The 17356-nt window shown below is 57.3% G+C and carries 17 protein-coding genes, 3 tRNA genes and 1 pseudogene; 8 read left to right on the forward strand and 13 right to left on the reverse strand.

What is annotated here, in order from left to right; genetic code table 11:
• From pdeM to IE151_RS04845, 3 genes are read right to left on the reverse strand one after another with little or no spacing between them, the layout of a single operon-like run.
• Positions 1 to 729 carry a ligase-associated DNA damage response endonuclease PdeM gene (gene pdeM, locus IE151_RS04835; protein WP_189488477.1) on the reverse strand — a complete coding sequence of 243 codons (729 nt, stop codon included), beginning with the start codon at positions 727 to 729 and terminating at the stop codon, positions 1 to 3.
• Entirely contained in the window at positions 726 to 3236 is a 2511-nt protein-coding gene (locus IE151_RS04840; RefSeq protein ID WP_189488479.1) for a ligase-associated DNA damage response DEXH box helicase, read from the reverse strand. Before IE151_RS04840 ends, pdeM begins: the two co-directional genes overlap by 4 nt.
• 26 nt (positions 3237 to 3262) lie before the next feature.
• A complete protein-coding gene (locus IE151_RS04845) occupies positions 3263 to 4192 on the reverse strand; it encodes a class I SAM-dependent DNA methyltransferase (RefSeq protein WP_189488481.1) in 930 nt (309 codons plus the stop codon).
• A gap of 110 nt (positions 4193 to 4302) precedes the next feature.
• On the opposite strand from IE151_RS04845, the gene IE151_RS04850 reads away from it, so the two are divergent.
• Entirely contained in the window at positions 4303 to 5313 is a 1011-nt protein-coding gene (locus IE151_RS04850; RefSeq protein WP_189489034.1) for a ligase-associated DNA damage response exonuclease, read from the forward strand.
• On the forward strand, positions 5313 to 6926 hold the full coding sequence (locus IE151_RS04855; protein ID WP_189489036.1) for a cisplatin damage response ATP-dependent DNA ligase: 1614 nt from the start codon (positions 5313 to 5315) through the stop codon (positions 6924 to 6926). The genes IE151_RS04850 and IE151_RS04855 overlap by 1 nt, the downstream gene beginning before the upstream one ends.
• A 4-nt stretch (positions 6927 to 6930) precedes the next feature.
• Here the strand turns inward: IE151_RS04855 and IE151_RS04860 are convergent, their stop codons facing one another.
• Positions 6931 to 7899: a hypothetical protein gene (locus IE151_RS04860; RefSeq protein WP_189488483.1), complete on the reverse strand. Its 969-nt coding sequence runs from the start codon at positions 7897 to 7899 to the stop codon at positions 6931 to 6933.
• 219 nt (positions 7900 to 8118) lie between these two features.
• Between IE151_RS04860 and IE151_RS04865 the strand changes: the two genes are divergently transcribed.
• Together IE151_RS04865 and olsB are read left to right on the forward strand one after the other, a co-directional pair.
• Positions 8119 to 8194: transfer RNA gene (locus tag IE151_RS04865), tRNA-Thr, on the forward strand.
• A gap of 355 nt (positions 8195 to 8549) precedes the next feature.
• Entirely contained in the window at positions 8550 to 9422 is an 873-nt protein-coding gene (gene olsB, locus IE151_RS04870) for a l-ornithine N(alpha)-acyltransferase (RefSeq protein WP_189488485.1), read from the forward strand.
• A 42-nt stretch (positions 9423 to 9464) separates the two neighbouring features.
• Here the strand turns inward: olsB and IE151_RS04875 are convergent, their stop codons facing one another.
• On the reverse strand, positions 9465 to 9725 hold the full coding sequence (locus tag IE151_RS04875) for a BQ00720 family protein (protein ID WP_189488487.1): 261 nt from the start codon (positions 9723 to 9725) through the stop codon (positions 9465 to 9467).
• Positions 9726 to 9787: 62 nt separating this feature from the next.
• The gene (locus IE151_RS04880) at positions 9788 to 10216 is read right to left on the reverse strand and encodes an Hsp20 family protein (RefSeq protein ID WP_189488489.1); all 429 of its coding nucleotides are present in this window, start codon (positions 10214 to 10216) and stop codon (positions 9788 to 9790) included.
• A gap of 121 nt (positions 10217 to 10337) precedes the next feature.
• On the opposite strand from IE151_RS04880, the gene IE151_RS04885 reads away from it, so the two are divergent.
• Positions 10338 to 11282: a nucleoside hydrolase gene (locus tag IE151_RS04885; RefSeq protein WP_189488491.1), complete on the forward strand. Its 945-nt coding sequence runs from the start codon at positions 10338 to 10340 to the stop codon at positions 11280 to 11282.
• 9 nt (positions 11283 to 11291) lie between these two features.
• On the opposite strand, the gene IE151_RS04890 is transcribed toward IE151_RS04885, so the two are convergent.
• The 3 genes from IE151_RS04890 to IE151_RS04900 form a co-directional block, all read right to left on the reverse strand.
• Complete coding sequence (locus IE151_RS04890) at positions 11292 to 12182, reverse strand: ribokinase (protein ID WP_189488493.1); 891 nt, start codon at positions 12180 to 12182, stop codon at positions 11292 to 11294.
• Positions 12183 to 12287: 105 nt separating this feature from the next.
• The gene (msrA, locus tag IE151_RS04895; RefSeq protein ID WP_189488495.1) at positions 12288 to 12941 is read right to left on the reverse strand and encodes a peptide-methionine (S)-S-oxide reductase MsrA; all 654 of its coding nucleotides are present in this window, start codon (positions 12939 to 12941) and stop codon (positions 12288 to 12290) included.
• 40 nt (positions 12942 to 12981) lie between these two features.
• Positions 12982 to 13269 (reverse strand): hypothetical protein, encoded by a 288-nt coding sequence (locus IE151_RS04900; protein ID WP_189488498.1) that lies wholly within the window; start codon positions 13267 to 13269, stop codon positions 12982 to 12984.
• A 196-nt stretch (positions 13270 to 13465) separates the two neighbouring features.
• Between IE151_RS04900 and IE151_RS04905 the strand changes: the two genes are divergently transcribed.
• A tRNA-Ser gene (locus IE151_RS04905) sits at positions 13466 to 13555 on the forward strand.
• 379 nt (positions 13556 to 13934) lie between these two features.
• On the opposite strand, the gene IE151_RS04910 is transcribed toward IE151_RS04905, so the two are convergent.
• From IE151_RS04910 to IE151_RS04920, 3 genes are all read right to left on the reverse strand, one after another.
• Positions 13935 to 14011: transfer RNA gene (locus IE151_RS04910), tRNA-OTHER, on the reverse strand.
• Between the two features lie 30 nt (positions 14012 to 14041).
• Entirely contained in the window at positions 14042 to 14266 is a 225-nt protein-coding gene (locus IE151_RS04915; protein ID WP_189488500.1) for a hypothetical protein, read from the reverse strand.
• 23 nt (positions 14267 to 14289) lie between these two features.
• The gene (locus IE151_RS04920) at positions 14290 to 14682 is read right to left on the reverse strand and encodes a hypothetical protein (RefSeq protein ID WP_189488502.1); all 393 of its coding nucleotides are present in this window, start codon (positions 14680 to 14682) and stop codon (positions 14290 to 14292) included.
• Positions 14683 to 14714: 32 nt separating this feature from the next.
• On the opposite strand from IE151_RS04920, the gene IE151_RS04925 reads away from it, so the two are divergent.
• Entirely contained in the window at positions 14715 to 15050 is a 336-nt protein-coding gene (locus tag IE151_RS04925) for a helix-turn-helix domain-containing protein (protein ID WP_244636616.1), read from the forward strand.
• A gap of 70 nt (positions 15051 to 15120) precedes the next feature.
• Positions 15121 to 15252, forward strand: a pseudogene (locus tag IE151_RS17935) (DUF3102 domain-containing protein); the annotation flags it as partial.
• Between the two features lie 96 nt (positions 15253 to 15348).
• Here IE151_RS17935 and IE151_RS17695 read toward each other — a convergent pair.
• Positions 15349 to 17355, reverse strand: coding sequence for a tail tape measure protein (locus IE151_RS17695; RefSeq protein ID WP_244636617.1), 2007 nt, complete (start codon positions 17353 to 17355; stop codon positions 15349 to 15351).
• Position 17356 lies beyond the last annotated feature (1 nt).

The following is a 17356-nucleotide window of genomic DNA, read 5'->3' on the forward strand; positions in this document are numbered from 1 at the left end:
CTATCTCAAGCCCGGGCGGTCATCGACCAGCATGCGATGCGCGATCGCAAAGATCGCGCTCTCGCCCATCATCAATGCCTGAAAGCGGTTGGTCGCGAACAATCCGGCATAGGCGGCATCGAGCACGTTGAGCGAGCCGGCAAGTGTACCGAAGGCGGGCAGGATCATGCGCGTGCCATCCGTCGCGAAGCAACGTCGTCGCACAGCGCGCCCGTTCCGGACGATGCGCGCGCAGGGATGGAGGTGACCGCTGATTTCACTTTTCGAACCGAGCGCGCCCGGCTCGTGGCGCAGAACCAGATCGCCAATCTGGATATTTTCAACGAGATCGCCGCCCAGGGACCGCGCGTGTACCGGATCATGATTGCCGCTGATCCAGATGAAGTCGCGACCGCGCTGCATCCCAGCAAGGAGCGCGACGCATTCATTGTCAAGCCGGATTGCGCCGTGGCTGTCATGAAAGCTGTCGCCCAGGCTGACAATTCGCTTGGGATCGATCTGCGCGACGATGGCCGCAAGTAATGCGAGCGTCGTGCGGCTATCATAAGGCGGGAGAAACCAACCACGCCGCGCCAGCGAGGAACCTTTCTCCAGATGCAGATCCGAAACGATCAGGGTTTTGCTCTCCGGCAGGTAGAGCGCGCCCTGAGCCAGACAGATGACGCGCTCGTCGCGCAGGAGGACCAGGCGTGCACCAGCCGGTAGAACGATTTCGGGTTTGAGCATCATGATTGCATGACTTCTTCGATCAGTTCTTCTTCCGTTGCTGCGAGCAGTGCATCTTCCGCCGCGCCCTTCACACGTTCGCGCCCAATCTCCAGCAGGACGGGCAGCGCAAGCGGAGAAATATGCTCCAGCCGCTCATGCACCAGATGTCCTTTGATGCGCTTGAGCATTTCGCCGAGACGGCGCACGTCGAGCAGTCCGGTCGCAGCGTCGGCGCGGGTTGCTTGCAGCAGAATATGGTCAGGTTCATGGCGGCGCAAAACATCATAAACGAGATCGGTCGAAACTGTAACTTGACGTCCCGTTTTTTCCTTGCCGGGCTGGCGCTTCTCGATCAGTCCTGAAATCAGGGCGCAGGCTCGGAAAGTGCGCTTCAGAAGCCAGCTCTCGGCCAGCCAGGCATCAAGGTCATCGCCCAGCATGTCCTCATCGAACAGGTCGGCGAGATCAATCTCGCCATTGGCGAAGGCAGCACCGAGATCGCTCAAGGCCCAGATGCAAAGCGCATAGTCGCTTGCGACGAAGCCGAGGGGCTTGGCTCCCGCCCGGTCCAGACGACGCGTCAGAAGCATGCCGAGCGTCTGGTGTGCGAGCCGGCCTTCAAAGGCATATGCGACCATGAAATGACGCGTACCGCGTTGGAACGTCTCGATCATCAGTTCGTCCTGACGTGGAAGACGCGATTTTTCCTGTTGGAGCGAAAGCCATTCACGCACCTGATTGGGCAGGGCCTTCCAGCGGTACGGATCTGCCAGCATGGCGCGCACTTCCCCAGCGAGATAGGTCGAGAGCGGAAATTTCGAACCCCCGTAATAGGGGATTCTCGGATCGGAACCCGGTGCATTCGAGACGTAGCATTCGCTCTCGCGGATGCCTTCAAAGCGTATGATCCTGCCTGCGAAAAGGAAGGTATCTCCGGGTGTCAGAGTTTCCAGAAAGTCTTCCTCGATCTTGCCAAGCGACATGCCGCCTGCGCTGCGGCCCGAGCGCACCATACGCACATTGAGCATTGGCGCTTCGATGATGGTGCCGACGTTGAGGCGATATTGCTGGGCGAAACGAGGATGAGTAAGACGCCAAAGCCCATCTTTCATAGGCTTGATGCGCGCGTAGCGCTCATAACTGCGCAAAGCGTATCCGCCCGTCGCGACGAAATCGACGACGCGTTCGAAGGTCTCCCATGGCAGCCGCGCATAGGGCTCGGCCCTACGGATTTCATCATGCAGCGCAACGGGGTCGAACGGCCCCGCACACGCCGTTCCCCACACATGCTGGGCAAGCACATCCAGAGCGCCCTCGATCAGTGGCGGTGTATCCTGCGCGCCGAGATAATTGGCTTCCAGAGCGGCGCGGCATTCCAGCACCTCGAAACGATTTGCCGGAACCAGAATAGCCCGGCTGGGCTCGTCCATTCGGTGGTTGGCGCGCCCGATCCTTTGTGCGAGACGGCTTGCGCCTTTCGGCGCGCCGACATGCAACACAAGATCGACATCGCCCCAGTCTATACCGAGATCAAGCGTCGAGGTGGCGATGATGGCGCGCAATTCGTTGCGCTGCATGGCCTGCTCGACACGCCGGCGCTGGCCCACATCGAGGGAGCCGTGATGCAACGCGATCGGGAGGTTATCTTCGTTGGCGCTCCACAGTTCTCGAAAAAGTACTTCTGCCTGACTGCGCGTGTTCACGAAGACGATAGCGGTCTTGTGCTGCTTGATCGCTGCATAAATATCGGCGATCGCGTAGCGCGAGGAATGTCCGGCCCACGGCACGCGCTCCTCCGATTCCAGAATAGTGATATCGGGCGCGGCACCGCCTGCGACCTGAATAAGATCAGCCATGAAACCTGGTTCTGGATGCTGCGCCACCAGCCAGCGGCGCAGATCATCCGGCTGGGCAACGGTTGCTGAAAGTCCGATACAAAGCATGTCGGGCGAGAAGCGACGCAATCGTGCAAGACCAAGCGAAAGCAGATGTCCACGTTTCGAGGTGACCAGCGAATGCAATTCATCGAGGACGACGTGCTTGAGCCCCGCGAAAAACCGGTCCGCCTCCGGCGAGGCAATCAGGAGCGCAAGCTGTTCTGGCGTCGTGAGCAAGATATCAGGAGGCGCATTCCGTTGACGCTGTCGCTTGTGTGAGGGCGTATCGCCAGTCCGCGTTTCGATGGAAATATCGAGACCCATCTCGTCCACTGGCGTCGCAAGATTACGTTCGATATCGACCGCAAGTGCCTTGAGCGGCGAGATATAGATCGTATGCACGCCCCGATGCGCTTCTCCGGGCTTGCGTTTCTTGCGAACAGAAAGAGCAGTCAGGCTTGGCAGGAAACCGGCGAGCGTCTTACCGGCGCCGGTCGGAGCGATCAGCAAGACTGAACGCTCTGCCTGCGTGCGAGATAGCAGGTCTAGTTGGTGCGCGCGTGGCTGCCAGCCGCGGCCGGCAAACCAGCGCAGGAACCGCTCAGGCAGTGCATCAGACTGCTGTTCTCGAAGGATGTCGATCTTCTCCACACCCTAGAACTAAGCATGAACAGGCTTTAAGCCAAGCCATTCTTGTCGCTTTTCGTCGCGACGACGATCAGACCTGCGACCGGTTCATTGCGATCATAACGCAGACGATCCGCATCGATGCGCAGCGGCTTCATGCCATTCTCGGCAAGGAGACGCTTTATATAGGCCGGGCTATGAGCATAGCGGCGTGACGGGCGAAGATCGAAATCCTCTTCGCCCTGATGATGCTCGACCGAAAAGGCAAAGAAGGCGTCGGGCGCCAGTGCCACCGCCACTTGCGCGAAAACGTGATCAAGCGAACCGACATAGACGAAGACGTCGGCAGCCGTGACGAGGTCTGCACTGTGTCCTTCAAGGTCGATACTGTTCAGATCTGCTTTCACCAGCTTGCTGTAGAGCCCCTTGACCTTCGCCTTTTTCAGCATGGCGAGCGAAAGATCGAAGCCGTCGATGCTTCCGCAGCGCTTGTGCAGATGTTCAGCCATCAGTCCGGTGCCGCAGCCAAGGTCAAGCACGTGCTGGAAGATCGTGGCGGGAGCAATATCGGCAATCGCCTGGGCAATCAGCTCGGGCACCTGATAACCCAGCTTGCCGACAAGCGCCGTATCAAACCTGGCTGCGTATTGATCAAACAGCGTTTCCACAAAGGCGGTTGGGGGCGTGTCGGCAATCGGACGTGCGCCAATCAGTTCGAGCTTGAGGCGCGCACCAGCGTGATCCTGCGGATCGAGCTTCAGTGCCTCGCGCCAGGCCGCACTGGCCTCCTCGATCTTTTCGAGCTTCTCGTAGATCTCGCCAAGTCGGAACCAGCCGCCGACCCAGGTGGGCGCGATCTCGAGCGCGTCGCGCATGATTTCGGCAGCGGCCTGCGCGTCGCCCTCGCGCAGCATTAGTTCTGCATAGTCGGCACGGCGCTCGGCGTGAAGATTGCCGGAAGAAAGATTGACGGGTTTCATGAAAGGGGATGGCTCCTGGCGCAAAAAAAAGCGCGCACGCGGCTATGCTCTATGCAAAATGCGTTGGCAATATGCTTTTTTATCCAGAGGTGACGCCCTATCTTGCAAAGATGCGTGCTTCTTCGCTTTTGCAACCGCGTCCCGAAGGCCTGTATTGCCCCCCCGGCGATTTCTTTATCGATCCGGTACGGCCAGTCAAACGCGCACTCATCACCCATGGCCATTCAGACCACGCCCGTTCAGGCCATGCGCACGTCATGGCTACGCGCGAAACGCTCGATATTATGAGGCTGCGCTATGGTGAGGATTTCGCCAGCCAGACACAGGAAGCAAGGCTTGGCGAAACGCTCGCAATCAACGAGGTAAGGATCTCGTTTCATCCGGCCGGTCACGTGCTGGGTTCAGCACAGATCGCTGTTGAACACGGTGGCACGCGCATCGTTGCTTCCGGCGATTACAAGCGTTCCGAGGACCCGACCTGCCTTGCCTTCGAAACGGTTCCTTGTGACGTGTTCATTTCTGAAGCCACCTTCGCATTGCCGGTTTTTCGTCATCCGCCTGCCCGCGACGAGATGCGAAAGCTTCTCGATTCCGTCGCTCAATTTCCGGAGCGCACTCATCTCATCGGAGCATATGCGCTCGGCAAGGCACAGCGCGTTATCGCTCTGATACGCAAGCTGGGTTATGACGAACCGATCTTTATCCACGGTGCCCTGATCAGGCTTTGTGATTATTATCGCGAACGCGGCCTGGATCTCGGTCAACTTCTACCGGCGACCCAGGATAGCGCGTCCAAATCCGATTTCGCGGGCAAGATCGTCGTCGGCCCGCCATCGGCTTTCGCCGATCGCTGGGCGCGACGCTTTCCCGACCCTGTCACCGCCTTTGCGTCCGGCTGGATGCGGGTGCGTCAGCGCGTACGTCAGCGCGGTGTCGAGCTGCCGCTAATTATCTCCGACCACTGCGATTGGGATGAGCTGACGCAGACGATCCGGGAAACAGGCGCTTCAGAGCTATGGGTAACGCATGGCCGGGAAGAAGCCCTGCTACGCTGGTCTGAATTGAATGGCCTGAAAGCTCGTCCCCTGCATCTTGTCGGTTATGAAGACGAGGCGGAATGATGCGTGATTTCGCCGAATTGCTCGACCGTCTCGTCTTCACGCCATCGCGTAATGGTAAGTTGAAGCTGATGCAGGATTATTTCGCTGACGCGCCTGATCCGGACCGGGGCTATGCGCTGGCGGCTATTGTGGGCGACCTGGATATTCCCGGCATCAAGCCCGCATTATTGCGCAGCCTTGCGGAAGAGCGGCTTGACCCGATCCTTTTTCGCTATTCCTACGACTATGTTGGTGACCTGGCCGAGACGATTTCGCTCATCTGGCCGGGCGAGGGCGGGCAGGACATACCCAGCTTGCACGAGACGGTCCAGCGTTTGCAGTCCACCAGTCGCTCGGATGCCGCGCGCGTTATCGTTGATCTGCTCGATCATATGCCGGCAGAAGCGCGTTTCGCACTTCTGAAGCTGGTCACCGGCGGGATGCGTATCGGCGTGTCAGCGCGTCTTGCCAAGCAGGCGCTGGCCGGGTTCGGCGACAAGGGTATCATCGAGATCGAAGAGCTGTGGCACGGCCTCAAGGTGCCCTACGTCGAGCTTTTCCAATGGCTGACAGGAGAGGGTGAAAAACCGGAAAACGCAACGAAGGCTCCATTTCGTCCCGTCATGCTGTCGCATGCTTTGGAAGAGGCCGATCGCAGGTCCGTTTCCCTCGCCGATTATGACATTGAGTGGAAATGGGACGGCATACGCGTGCAAGCCGTGTGTGAAGGAGGCATCGCGAGGCTCTATTCACGCACCGGCGACGATATATCAGGAGCCTTTCCCGATCTTGTCGCGGCGATGGATTTCGATGCGGCAATCGACGGCGAATTGCTGGTAGGTCGTCCGCCCCACCATGTCGGTTCGTTTTCGGATTTGCAGCAACGGCTGAATCGAAAGACGGTGTCGGCAAAGGTTCAGACGGATTTTCCTGTCTTTGTACGCGCTTACGATCTTCTGCAGTGCGATGGCGAGGACTTGCGTCGTCTCCCGCTGGAACTACGCAGATCGCGCCTCGATCGGCTGATCGAGAAGCTCAACCCCACGCGTTTCGACCAGTCGGAAGTCATGCAATTTTCCTCCTGGGAGGAGATGGAGAGGGCGCGCAGCAATCCACCGCATGCCATTATCGAAGGCCTGATGCTCAAGGACCGTTCGACCGAATATATCGCCGGGCGACCGAAAGGCCCTTGGTTCAAGTGGAAGCGCGATCCCTTCACTGTAGATGCCGTGCTGCTTTATGCACAGCGCGGGCATGGCAAGCGCTCAAGCTTCTACTCGGATTACACCTTCGGCGTATGGGATGGCGAGCCGGTAGCAGGGGGGCTGGTCCCCGTAGGGAAAGCCTATTTCGGCTTCACCGACGAAGAGTTGCGACTGATCGACAAATATGTCCGCGATCACACGGTGGACCGTTTCGGTCCGGTTCGCGCCGTCAAAGCTACCCCCCAGGAAGGGCTCGTCATCGAGGTTGCTTTTGAAGGTTTGGCTCGTTCCACGCGCCATAAATCGGGGATCGCGATGCGTTTCCCGCGTATATCCAGACTCCGCTGGGACAAACCACCCGCCGAGGCAGATACGCTCGAGACATTGATGGCGCTTCTGGAGGAAGTTGAAACCGCGCGGAGAGGGTAAGCCTCTATTCCTCTTCGCGCATGGCTCGAATTTCGTAGATGTCGATGGCTTTGCCATCATCCTGAACATTGGCATCGATCCGAATCTCGCCCCTGCTCGCGGTGCCTTGACTGAGATCAACCTCGAAAAGGTTCTCTCCGCGCAAGGCAGGAACCTCGTAGCGCGTTCGGCCGCAGTTGCCCATATCGCCGAAATCGCATTCGACGGCGATCTGCGTCGGTGTGCCGTCGCTGGAGCGCGCGACGATGTTGAACATGGCGCGCCCGCCACCCACTTCCTGCAGAACAGCCTGCGTGACGGGAAAGCTGATCGTGCTGCTTGTGGCGGTGGGGGTGACGCGCAGAAAATCTCCACTTTCGTCCTGCATCGCCTGACCCAGGCCGCTGGATGTCGCAGCTAGAGCTTCGGCATCGCTGCCATCGAATATCTCTGTCCAGCCCGCCAGCGCTCGTTCCTCCGATATTGTTCTCGGACCAACGTTTTGCCTGGAACTGCTGGAGAGAGTGCCGGAAGTCATGCTACCGATCATTCCGGTCGAGACGCCCCACCAAAGACCAAACGCGGCAATGATGACAAGTATGACCGTCGTAAAGAGAGTTGCGAGAGTGCTCCCCCCTCTCTTCTTCTCACGCCGTGCCTTGGGTGCTTTAGCACTGCCGCGCGAGGGCTTTACCTGTTCCGGAGCGAGACGCAGATCACGATCGGGCGCCGCGTCCAGCACCCTGTCATCCTGCTCAAATTCCGGTTCATCTGGTGCCGGCGGTGGAACGATGAATTGCCGCTCGATCTCGGTTATCGTGGCCTGGAGGGTCTTGCGACGCTTGATGGCGCTTTCCACAGTTGTGCTGGGATTAGCCTTGAGTGCCTTCTCCAAGGCCGAAAAGGCAGAGCGATAGACGTTTTCCCGGTAGGCGCGATCTTTCGCGTCACCCTTTTCGAGCGCGTTTCGAATCGCTTTCTCGATTACGTCCAAAACTCTACCTCCGGCGCTTCTGCTAACCAGATCGTTACAACCAAGCGGCGCCGCGATCAACGAGGGATCGTGTTTTGTCTCACGACGTCCCCTTTTTCCGCTTCGCCAACAGCTTGCCGTTAAAAAAAGGAGGTGACTTCCACAAGAAAGCGACTTGATATTTGCCGGCAGTCCCGTTATTGAGCGCCATCGTCGGTTGGGCTATAGCCCATTTCGAGGGCCGCTTTAGCTCAGTTGGTAGAGCACATCATTCGTAATGATGGGGTCAGGTGTTCGAGTCACCTAAGCGGCACCATTTTCCCCCCTTGTATTGCTTGAATTCAAATTGCTTCCGGCATGGCAGGCATATTGGATGGTTCGTTGGGGCTTCCTCAGCGGGCTCGTGCACTTGGTTTGTCTCCTTGGCCCGCACTGGAGCAAGGCGAAAAGCAGGGCGTGGAGGCGTCTTTTGCGTTCTCATACGCTGGCGGCGCCACTGTCATAAGCCGTCGCAGGATAGTCACGCTCTTGTCGTATGTCGCGGTTATTTCAACAATAACGATGGCCATGCGCGACATGATGCGTCATGGTTGCGGCATGTTGAAAAGGCGATCCTCGCGGCGCACCTTTTAACGGCGCTGGCGTCGACGTCAGGCGATGGGAACAACATCATGCACCACGATCACACTATTTCCACCGGATCGCTCGGGCTCCAGGCTCAGCTTGCGCCGCTTCTTTCGGAAACAGATGGGATCATGGGACGGATCGGCTCGCTTGAGGTGCGTCTGGCCCGCACCGAAGAAGAAATTGTTGCGGCTCAACGCGTTCGCTTTCGCGTCTTCTATGAAGAACTCGGCGCAAATGCGCATATCGCACAAAATCTCGATCGCCGTGATTCGGACCGGTTTGACGATGTATGCGACCATCTTCTTGTCGTCGACAGCGCCCTTGGGAAGTCGGTTGAGGAATCGATCGTCGGGACCTATCGCCTGCTGCGCCAGGAACAGGCAGCTATTTGCGGCTTCTACTCGAATGATGAATTCGAACTTTCCAATCTCGTTACGCGCCATCCAGCGCTGAACTTCCTTGAACTGGGGCGTTCATGTGTGTTGCCAGAATACCGCTCAAAACGGACTATTGAGGCACTTTGGCAGGGTATCTGGACATATGTCCGTATGCATAGAATCGACGTCATGACGGGATGTGCCTCCTTGCGGGGCACAGTACCGGCGGCTCATGCCGAGCCGCTTTCCTATCTTTCCCAAAACCACGGCGTGGATGGTGATTGGAAGGTGCGGGCGGTTGCCTCGCGTTATCATCCGATGGATCTGATGCCGGCTGAGGCGGTGCGGCCGAAGCAGGCCGTCATGAGCCTGCCCCCGCTGATCAAGGGATATCTGCGTCTCGGTGCGAAGATCGGCGAAGGATGCGTTATCGACCACGATTTCGGCACGGTCGATGTGCTGATCGTCCTGCCTGTCGCCGATATTTGCGATCGCTACGTTCAGCATTATACCGGCACCATCAATCTGGCAGCGGCATGATATGGGCTGAAAGGCAGGGCTCAGGGCCTGCCCCATAGATGGTTAGTGCGTAACGACTGGCGTGAGATCGTTTTGCAGCGCCTGTGCGATTGCTTTCTCCCGCACATCCGAGAGCAGGATTGGCTGACCGTTGGCGGCAAAAAGCGCCCATAATCTTATGCCTGGCTGAATATCGACGATCCCTGGGAATTTCCCTTTCAGGTCGCCGCTGTCGATTTCGCGCAGATAGGCAAGACTACCTTCGCCAAGATGGGCAAGTTCGGTTGGTGTAAGGACGTTCTGTTTCAAGACACCGTGAGCCATGATGGCCTCCTTCGTTTTGTCCGCATTCAAGCCGGACAAGTCGGTCAACATTCAATCGGGAATTAGTCGCGAACCGCGATATCGATCTTGCGCACCAGTCGCTCGGGCTGTGGCCGATCAAGATCAATGGAAAGCAATCCGTTTTTGAGCTCGGCTGCAATTACACGCATACCGTCTGCCAGCACAAACGTTCTCTGGAATTGACGAGCGGCGATGCCCCGATGCAGGAACTCGCGTTCGCAGCTGTCGTCTGCTTGGCGTCCGCGTACGAGAAGCTGGTTTTCTTCCGTCGTAACCTCAAGATCACTCTCCGAGAACCCGGCCACCGCAAGCGTTATGCGCAGGCGCTCATTTGCACCGTCCTGCCGAATGCGTTCGATATTGTAGGGCGGATAGCTTTCGCCATTTTTTGCAAGACGTTCCAGCGTCTTCTCCACCGCGTCGAAACCGAGCAGCAAAGGGCTGGAAAAAGGGGTTATTCGCGTAGTCATAGTTACATTGTCCTCTGAAGAGCGACTGCTTCCGGAACGAACCCGCTAGGCATTCATCCCATGAGATGAGATATGGTCGGTCACGAGGAAAAGTTCAAGCAGTCCCAGACAAGGAGGCCCTATGGAGAAGCCGCGGAAAATCATCATTGACACTGACCCTGGCCAGGACGACGCAATTGCTCTTCTGCTGGCGCTCGCTTCCCCAGAAATCGAAGTGCTGGGGCTCTCGGTCGTAGCCGGCAATGTTCCGCTCCAACTGACGACAATCAACGCACGTAAAATTTGCGAACTGGCGGGCCGCCCTGACTTACCGATTTACGCCGGTGCGGAAGTGCCGTTGATGCGTACGCTCGTAACGGCAGAGCACGTCCACGGCAAGAACGGCCTTGATGGCCCTGATCTTCCTGATCCCCAAATGCCTTTGCAAACAGGACACGCGGTCGACTATCTCATCGACACGTTAATGCAAGAAGACGTGGGCGCGATCACTCTTTGCGCCCTTGGGCCACTGACCAACCTCGCCCTTGCGCTGCGCAAGGAACCAAAAATCGCACCGCGGATTCGTGAGATCATTTTGATGGGTGGGGCTTTCTCGGAAGGTGGCAATATTACACCGTCCGCCGAGTTCAATTTCTATGTTGATCCGCATGCCGCCAAGATCGTCTTCGGTGCAGGTGTACCGCTCGTCATGATGCCGCTCGACGTTACGCATCAGGCTCTCACGAGTGATGCAGCGCTGGAGAGCATTGCCGCGCCACGCACGGCGGTCGCTGTGGCGGCACATGCGCTGCTGAATTATCACGACCGCTTCGATGCTCAAAAATATGGAGGGGAGGGCGCTCCACTGCATGACCCCTGCGTGATCGCCTATCTGGTTAATCCGGCTCTGTTTTCTGGGCGTCAGTGCAATGTCGAAATCGAGACGGAGTCGTCGCTTACCCAAGGCATGAGCGTCGTGGATTGGTGGAGCGTGACGGGGCGCGAGAAGAATGCCATGGTGATGCGCAGCATCGACCGTGACGGCTTCTTTTCGTTGTTGACGGAGCGCCTTGGCCGCTATCTCTGACGGCGAGGCTTATGGAGCGTCGACCTGCGACGCCACGGGGATTGCCGGTTGTGCACCGGGTTGCAGACAGGTAAGCGAGCCAGCGCGGACGGCGCGCGCCAGAGCGTCATCGAGCGGGGATCCTGTCGCAAGAGAGGCGGCGAAGTAGCCGCAAAACGTATCCCCGGCGCCGGTCGTGTCTATGGGCTCGATCTTGGGTGCCGGGAGTTCGATTTGTACGTCGCCGCTAATAGCGACGACGCCTGCCGCGCCCAGTGTCACGATGAGCGTATTATCAAAGCGCTCGGCGTAGTCTTCGATGCGTGCCTCGCGCGTATCTCCGGATAAGCCAAGCTGCGCGGCATAAAGATCGAACTCGGTTTCATTGGCGATAACATAGTCCACCGCACCAAGGAGGCCGGCACTCTCCGCACGATAGGGCGCGGTGTTCAAGATGGAAACGGCCCCCTGATTTCGACAAATATCAATAGCATGTGCAACCAGGTCCTGCGGAATTTCATGCTGGAGGAGAACGATGTCGCCGTTCGTAATCGGGGCGGCATCCACCATCGCGGAAGTGAGATGGGCGTTCGCGCCAGGAACGACCGCGATGACGTTTTCACCGCTTTTTTCAACCATGATGATGGCGATGCCGGTGGTATCCTCGACCTCTGCGACATGTGAGAGATCCGCGTCACTTTGTTCCAGAAGAGCCAAAGCCTGGTCCCGGAAAGAATCGTTTCCTGCTACGCCGACCAGGGCCACCGGCGCTCCTGCTCGAGCCGCTGCCAGTGCTTGATTGGCTCCCTTGCCGCCAGGCGATGTAGAGAATGCAGAGCCCGCAATCGTCTCGCCCGGTTCGGGCAAGCGGTCCACATTGGCGATAAGGTCCAGATTGATCGATCCAATAACGACGATCATGGGTGTTCGCTCCAGCTTGATTGCCCCCTGCCTGCGGAGAGGCCGGGATCTTGGGACGCATTTGCCCGAAGCGAGCCAGTTGATCAAGTCGCAACCGCGCTTTCGCTATTTGGCTGGAAGCGGGCAAGTGACGCCCGTGCCCTGCAAGCCGCAATACCCGCCTGGATTTTTCGCGAGATATTGTTGGTGATAATCCTCGGCGAAATAATAAGGTTGAGCGGGCAGGATTTCCGTCGTGATCGGATCGCGCCCAGCCTTTGCAAGCTCAGCCTGGTACGCAACCTTCGAAGCGCGTGCTTCTTGCAGATGCTCGTCACTGTGCGTGAAGATGACCGAGCGGTAGGTCGTGCCGATATCATTGCCCTGGCGCATGCCCTGCGTCGGGTCGTGGCTCTCCCAGAATACCTGCAAAAGCCTGGCAAAGCTGATTTTGGCCGGGTCAAAGACGACGCGGACAACTTCGGCGTGGCCAGTCTTTCCTGTGCAGGTTTCTTCGTAGGTCGGGTTGGGGGTATAGCCGCCTTCATAGCCGACGGAAGTTACATAAACGCCCGGCAATTGCCAGAAAAGACGCTCTGCTCCCCAAAAGCAACCCAAGCCGAATTCCACCAGTTCGAGGTTCTCCGGATAGGGGCCCTGGATGGGCTTGCCGGACACGAAGTGCAAATCGCTGGTAGGCACGGGATCAGGGCGCCCCTGCAAGGCGTCGCCGGGTTCGGGCATACGGGTCTTTTGTGAAAGGGCGTCGAATGAGAACATGGGGGTCTCCAATCCATGGTCCAGGTGTGGCGCGTGAGCGTCAATCCTTAAGCCAGCTTGATAGAGACCAAGATATAAGTGCGCAAATGAAGAACACCAGTGCGGACGGTGCTTCAATGATCGGTTCATAGACGTAGCTGATGAAATGTCCGTTGAAGTATCTGCGGGCTGTCTGATCGAGCGCAGCGAAGTCGAACGGCGCGTTGGCTGCGAATTGCTCCAATGTGCGCATGCTGTGCATACTCGGGTGGTCAAGAATGTCCATGACGCCCGCGAAGAGCGAGAGCAGGAAAAAGATATTCCCGACGGTGGATAGAACAAAAGCCATGGCCAGTCCTCCCTTATTCCCATGCTCACGCGGCGATGCTGCAGCGACCTGGAATCCTGCGCAATCTACGAAAAAGCCTAGAACGTAGAATTATAGAGGGAGCACGCTCTTAATTCCGTTATATATCGTCACAGCGGGCTTGGCATTTCGTTTCAGATCGAATAGAAGCCCTCAACGCATCGCCAGATGCGGTTTTGGACAGGTGGCCGAGTGGTTGAAGGCGCACGCCTGGAACGCGTGTATACGGGAAACCGTATCGAGGGTTCGAATCCCTCTCTGTCCGCCATAACCATTGATTTCATTGACTTTTTTCGCAGAATTTAACTTCTGCCATACCCAAAGAAAAATCCCCTAACGTTAGGGGATGGGGGCTGGGCGGGCAATGAGGCGTTGCCCTCGTCCATAGCCTGCACCAGTTCGGGCGTGCCTTTGGAGACTACGGATTTGGCTTGGCGAAGTGTTTCTGGGTTGCCAAAGCCTGCTTTGGCTGCGGCTATATCTTTGGTAGGCTTGCCGTTAAAATCGGCAATATTTTGCCTGTTTTCTTCTGAAGGCCTTCCTCTTCGCTCCCCAATCTGGGCCGCGACAACATCCGCAATCGCCACCCGCTCACTTGGCGCCGGCCGGTGGCGCCTTCCCGGGCGTGGTGAACCCGGCAGGGTGGATGGAGCCCATGGCAGGGTTCGAACCTGCATCATCCAATTACGGTTACTGAGGTAGAAGCTCAGTCCGGTACATGGGCGAAACTTGGTAACGAGGCAGGACACTCCCCTCATGCCCTTGACTTTGCTTCTCGTAATTCCTCATTGACCTCATCGCAAAAGGCCAGAAATGCAGACCGTAGCTCGTCCACGTTTTCTGCGAGTTTACGGCTGAGGTATCTCGCCGCTCTGCCATCTGCGCTAATATCGTCGATTGCTATCAGGTCACTCAGGAGACCGGCATCGTCAATGGCACGTGTCAGTCTTTCTTCAGCGGTCATTCCATTGTCGGCCATGGCTACTCTCCGATCCTCAGCTTTTAACGGGCAGGAGCCGGATCGCCGCGGAGTCTGCCCTCGAAGGCGAAATGATCGTGCTCGGGTGCGCTGAAGTACTCTACGCCGGTCCCTTTGCGCTTCACGCCAGTGGTATACTCCAGGTACTGGATAATCAGCGTGGCGGTTCTATCGATGTCTCGTGCAAGTCTCTTGGTTTTTTGATCGGTATCGTCATCAACGAGACAGTCAGCACGGCTTCGAATGACGGCGAGCGCGAATATCGCCTCAAGCGTATCGGCTGGCATCAGCCAGGTCGCCACATCGGCGAAGAGGTTCATTCGGTCGGACTGCAAATCGTAGGTGTCATTGCATCGGCCGTCGGCTTGCGACAAGCGTTTATGTACCTTGTTAAGCTGATCCATCATTTCGGTCATATCGGCACCATGTGTCTATGTGGTTGTTGAAAATGAACGTAAGGGTTATTTTACTAACCATCAACCATAAAATAAACGTAGCGGTTATTTTTGTTGCCGTTACAGGTGCAGTAGCGTACTCTGACCGAATGATCACACCTTCTCAAATTAAGGCTGCGAGAGCCTTCCTCAATTGGAAACAAACCGACTTGGCCACCGCTGCCGATGTATCGGAGATGAGCGTTAAGAATATTGAGAGAGGCCAGACCGACCCAAGGGTCAGCACAATCCAAGCCATCCGCACCGCCCTAGAAAAAGCCGGCATAGAGTTCATTTCGAACGAGCGCGGCGAAGGCGTGGTGAGGCTTCGGAAAGCTGACCAAGTGTAATTCTGGTCAAGACGATCGGCGCAGCAGGCAGGAAACGTCACAACGTTGTGGCAAATCAGCCGAAAGCATCATCGAGGTTGGGCGTGAACTGATCGAGCAGAAAAAGCAGTTAGGCCACGGCAACTTCCTGCCTTGGATTGCAGCTGAATTTGGGATGAGCGGGGTTTCGTCTAGCCGTTTCATGAACGTGGCAGAACAGTTCGGGTCGAAATCTTTCATCGTGAAAGATTTACCACCCACCGCCCTCTACTTTCACTCTCATCCCCATCCACCCCCGAACCAGTCCGCACCGAAGTTCTTAACCGCCGAGTCTTGGAGTGATGCGCGGATTGGACTTGCGCTGATCAACGATAGAAGTCGTTCGACCTACGAAATCAGAGCTTTTGCTCCAATGCTGAATGCCTTGCGCAACGCCCTGCTGAACCATTTCCTGAATCTCGGCATTGCCGCGCGCGCCTGTGACATCGATCTTGAAGGTGACCGCCGTAGGCTGGTTCTGATTGGCAGGAGCCTGCAATCGCGGCACAGAGACGCCAACAGCACCGCCGTTAGCGTAGCCGCGACGCAATGCCTCCACCGCAGCAACGCCGCCGTGGCTTCGAACATCCCGCTGCGACCACACCACTTCGCCTTTATGGACGATGCCAGCGGGTTGATACTTGCCGCCAGGTCCGGTGTATCCGCCGTCGGAGAATAATCCTCCTGCGCTTCCAGCCACGGCGGAGCGGGCACCAGCAGATAAACCACCACCAAACAGACCGCCTCCGAAAAGGCCGGCCAATGGACCAGACCCGAGTAGCGCGGCCTGCGCAGCGGCAACCGCCAGCTGTGAGGCAAGCCGCTTGATTGCGTCCTCGGCCTTCACCGATCCGTCCGCTATGTCCGACAGAGCGTCGCCACCAATCTGGAACAGGTTGCCGATCGCCTCCGCGCGATCTTCTTGGGCCTGTTTGTTACGCTCCAGAGCGGCGGTTTCTTCATTGATTTTCGCGACCAGATCCGAAATCTGCCGACCTTCAGCGCTGGCCGCATCAACGCCAGCGCGACGCAACGTTGCCGCAATTTCTTTTTCGACGTTGCTAGAGCCGACAAGCGATAGTTCTTCCTTCAATTCGGCGATAAGGCTGGAAATGGCGGCCTTTTCCCGATCTATAGCGGCGATTGCAGATTCGCGTACAGACGCGCCTGATCCGCCGCCTGGACGCGGATCGGAATCCGTTGCCGCCCCCGGTGCCGACGGAGGCGTCCACGCCGGCAACGATGCGGACGGAGATTTTAGTGCACCTTTGCCCTGTAGGGCTTCCAGAATTTGCGCCTCTTCGTCGGCCAATGCCTTCAATTGGATTCGGCTTTGACCGATAGCCATCGCCCGATGCCGCTCGCTCAGAACGGAATTGTTCTGCACTTCAAGCATTCTGGTTTCGATATCAAGACGCTCTTTCCCGATTTCAGCGATGCGGGCATCCAATGAACTGACTTGCTGATTTTTGAAGTCCATGAAGCTGTCGAGGAACCGAAACCACACAGACGTCGCCGAAACAATGGCCGACCGCAGATCGTTGCCTATCTTTGTCGATAGCATCGAAAACTGTCGGTTCACCTCCTCGGCGTCGCGGATAATCCGGTCGTCGAGTACCTGGCCGAAGCGGTTAGCCTCTTCTGTCATGCGGCGAATGCCGTCGCCCCCAATCTCGAGCAGTGACACCATCCGTTCGCCGCCGGTACCGCCAAACAATTCATCGAATATACGAATTCCTGCGGCAGTGTCGCCAAGGACGCGTGTCCTGTCGATTATTGTATTAAGAAGCTCCGCTGGGTCTTTGAGGCGCTCCTTCACCTCTGCCGGTGTCAGGCCGAGCCGTTGAAATGCTTCAGCTGCGCTGCCCTTTCCGGTTACTGCGAACTCATCCGCGCGGAGCTGCAATTCCTTTATGCCATCGGTGATTGAATCGATGGGGATTCGGGTCTGCTGCGCGACGTATGAAAGCTCTTGAAACGACTTGAATGATAGGCCGGCCATGCGCGACGCATCGCCGACTCGAGCGATGGAATCGGCAATGTTATTAACATTTGTAACAATTCCAAGCAGTCCGCCGGCTGCAACACCTGCGAATAGACCTTTGCCGAATGTCGCTGCGAGGCCGGCCATTTGTTTGTCTAAGCGGACAACCATGGTCTTTGCTCGCTTTTCGACCTTTCCCATTTGCTGGTCTGTTACCTGCGCGCCGCGTTTCATCGCCTTTTCGAGCTTATCGACGCGGGCGACCACATCGACCATGAGTTTGCGGGATTCACTGTTAGCCATA

The sequence above is a fragment of the Limoniibacter endophyticus genome, assembly GCF_014652835.1.
GTDB lineage: Bacteria > Pseudomonadota > Alphaproteobacteria > Rhizobiales > Rhizobiaceae > Limoniibacter > Limoniibacter endophyticus.

Coding starts and splice junctions, on each gene's coding strand:
- pdeM (WP_189488477.1), bottom strand. CDS start 729: ATGATGCTCAAACCCGAAATCGTTCTACCGGCTGGTGCACGCCTGGTC.
- IE151_RS04845 (WP_189488481.1), bottom strand. CDS start 4,192: ATGAAACCCGTCAATCTTTCTTCCGGCAATCTTCACGCCGAGCGCCGT.
- IE151_RS04850 (WP_189489034.1), top strand. CDS start 4,303: ATGCGTGCTTCTTCGCTTTTGCAACCGCGTCCCGAAGGCCTGTATTGC.
- IE151_RS04855 (WP_189489036.1), top strand. CDS start 5,313: ATGCGTGATTTCGCCGAATTGCTCGACCGTCTCGTCTTCACGCCATCG.
- olsB (WP_189488485.1), top strand. CDS start 8,550: ATGCACCACGATCACACTATTTCCACCGGATCGCTCGGGCTCCAGGCT.
- IE151_RS04875 (WP_189488487.1), bottom strand. CDS start 9,725: ATGGCTCACGGTGTCTTGAAACAGAACGTCCTTACACCAACCGAACTT.
- IE151_RS04880 (WP_189488489.1), bottom strand. CDS start 10,216: ATGACTACGCGAATAACCCCTTTTTCCAGCCCTTTGCTGCTCGGTTTC.
- IE151_RS04885 (WP_189488491.1), top strand. CDS start 10,338: ATGGAGAAGCCGCGGAAAATCATCATTGACACTGACCCTGGCCAGGAC.
- IE151_RS04890 (WP_189488493.1), bottom strand. CDS start 12,182: ATGATCGTCGTTATTGGATCGATCAATCTGGACCTTATCGCCAATGTG.
- msrA (WP_189488495.1), bottom strand. CDS start 12,941: ATGTTCTCATTCGACGCCCTTTCACAAAAGACCCGTATGCCCGAACCC.
- IE151_RS04900 (WP_189488498.1), bottom strand. CDS start 13,269: ATGGCTTTTGTTCTATCCACCGTCGGGAATATCTTTTTCCTGCTCTCG.
- IE151_RS04915 (WP_189488500.1), bottom strand. CDS start 14,266: ATGGCCGACAATGGAATGACCGCTGAAGAAAGACTGACACGTGCCATT.
- IE151_RS04920 (WP_189488502.1), bottom strand. CDS start 14,682: ATGACCGAAATGATGGATCAGCTTAACAAGGTACATAAACGCTTGTCG.
- IE151_RS04925 (WP_244636616.1), top strand. CDS start 14,715: ATGAACGTAAGGGTTATTTTACTAACCATCAACCATAAAATAAACGTA.
- IE151_RS17695 (WP_244636617.1), bottom strand. CDS start 17,355: ATGGCTAACAGTGAATCCCGCAAACTCATGGTCGATGTGGTCGCCCGC.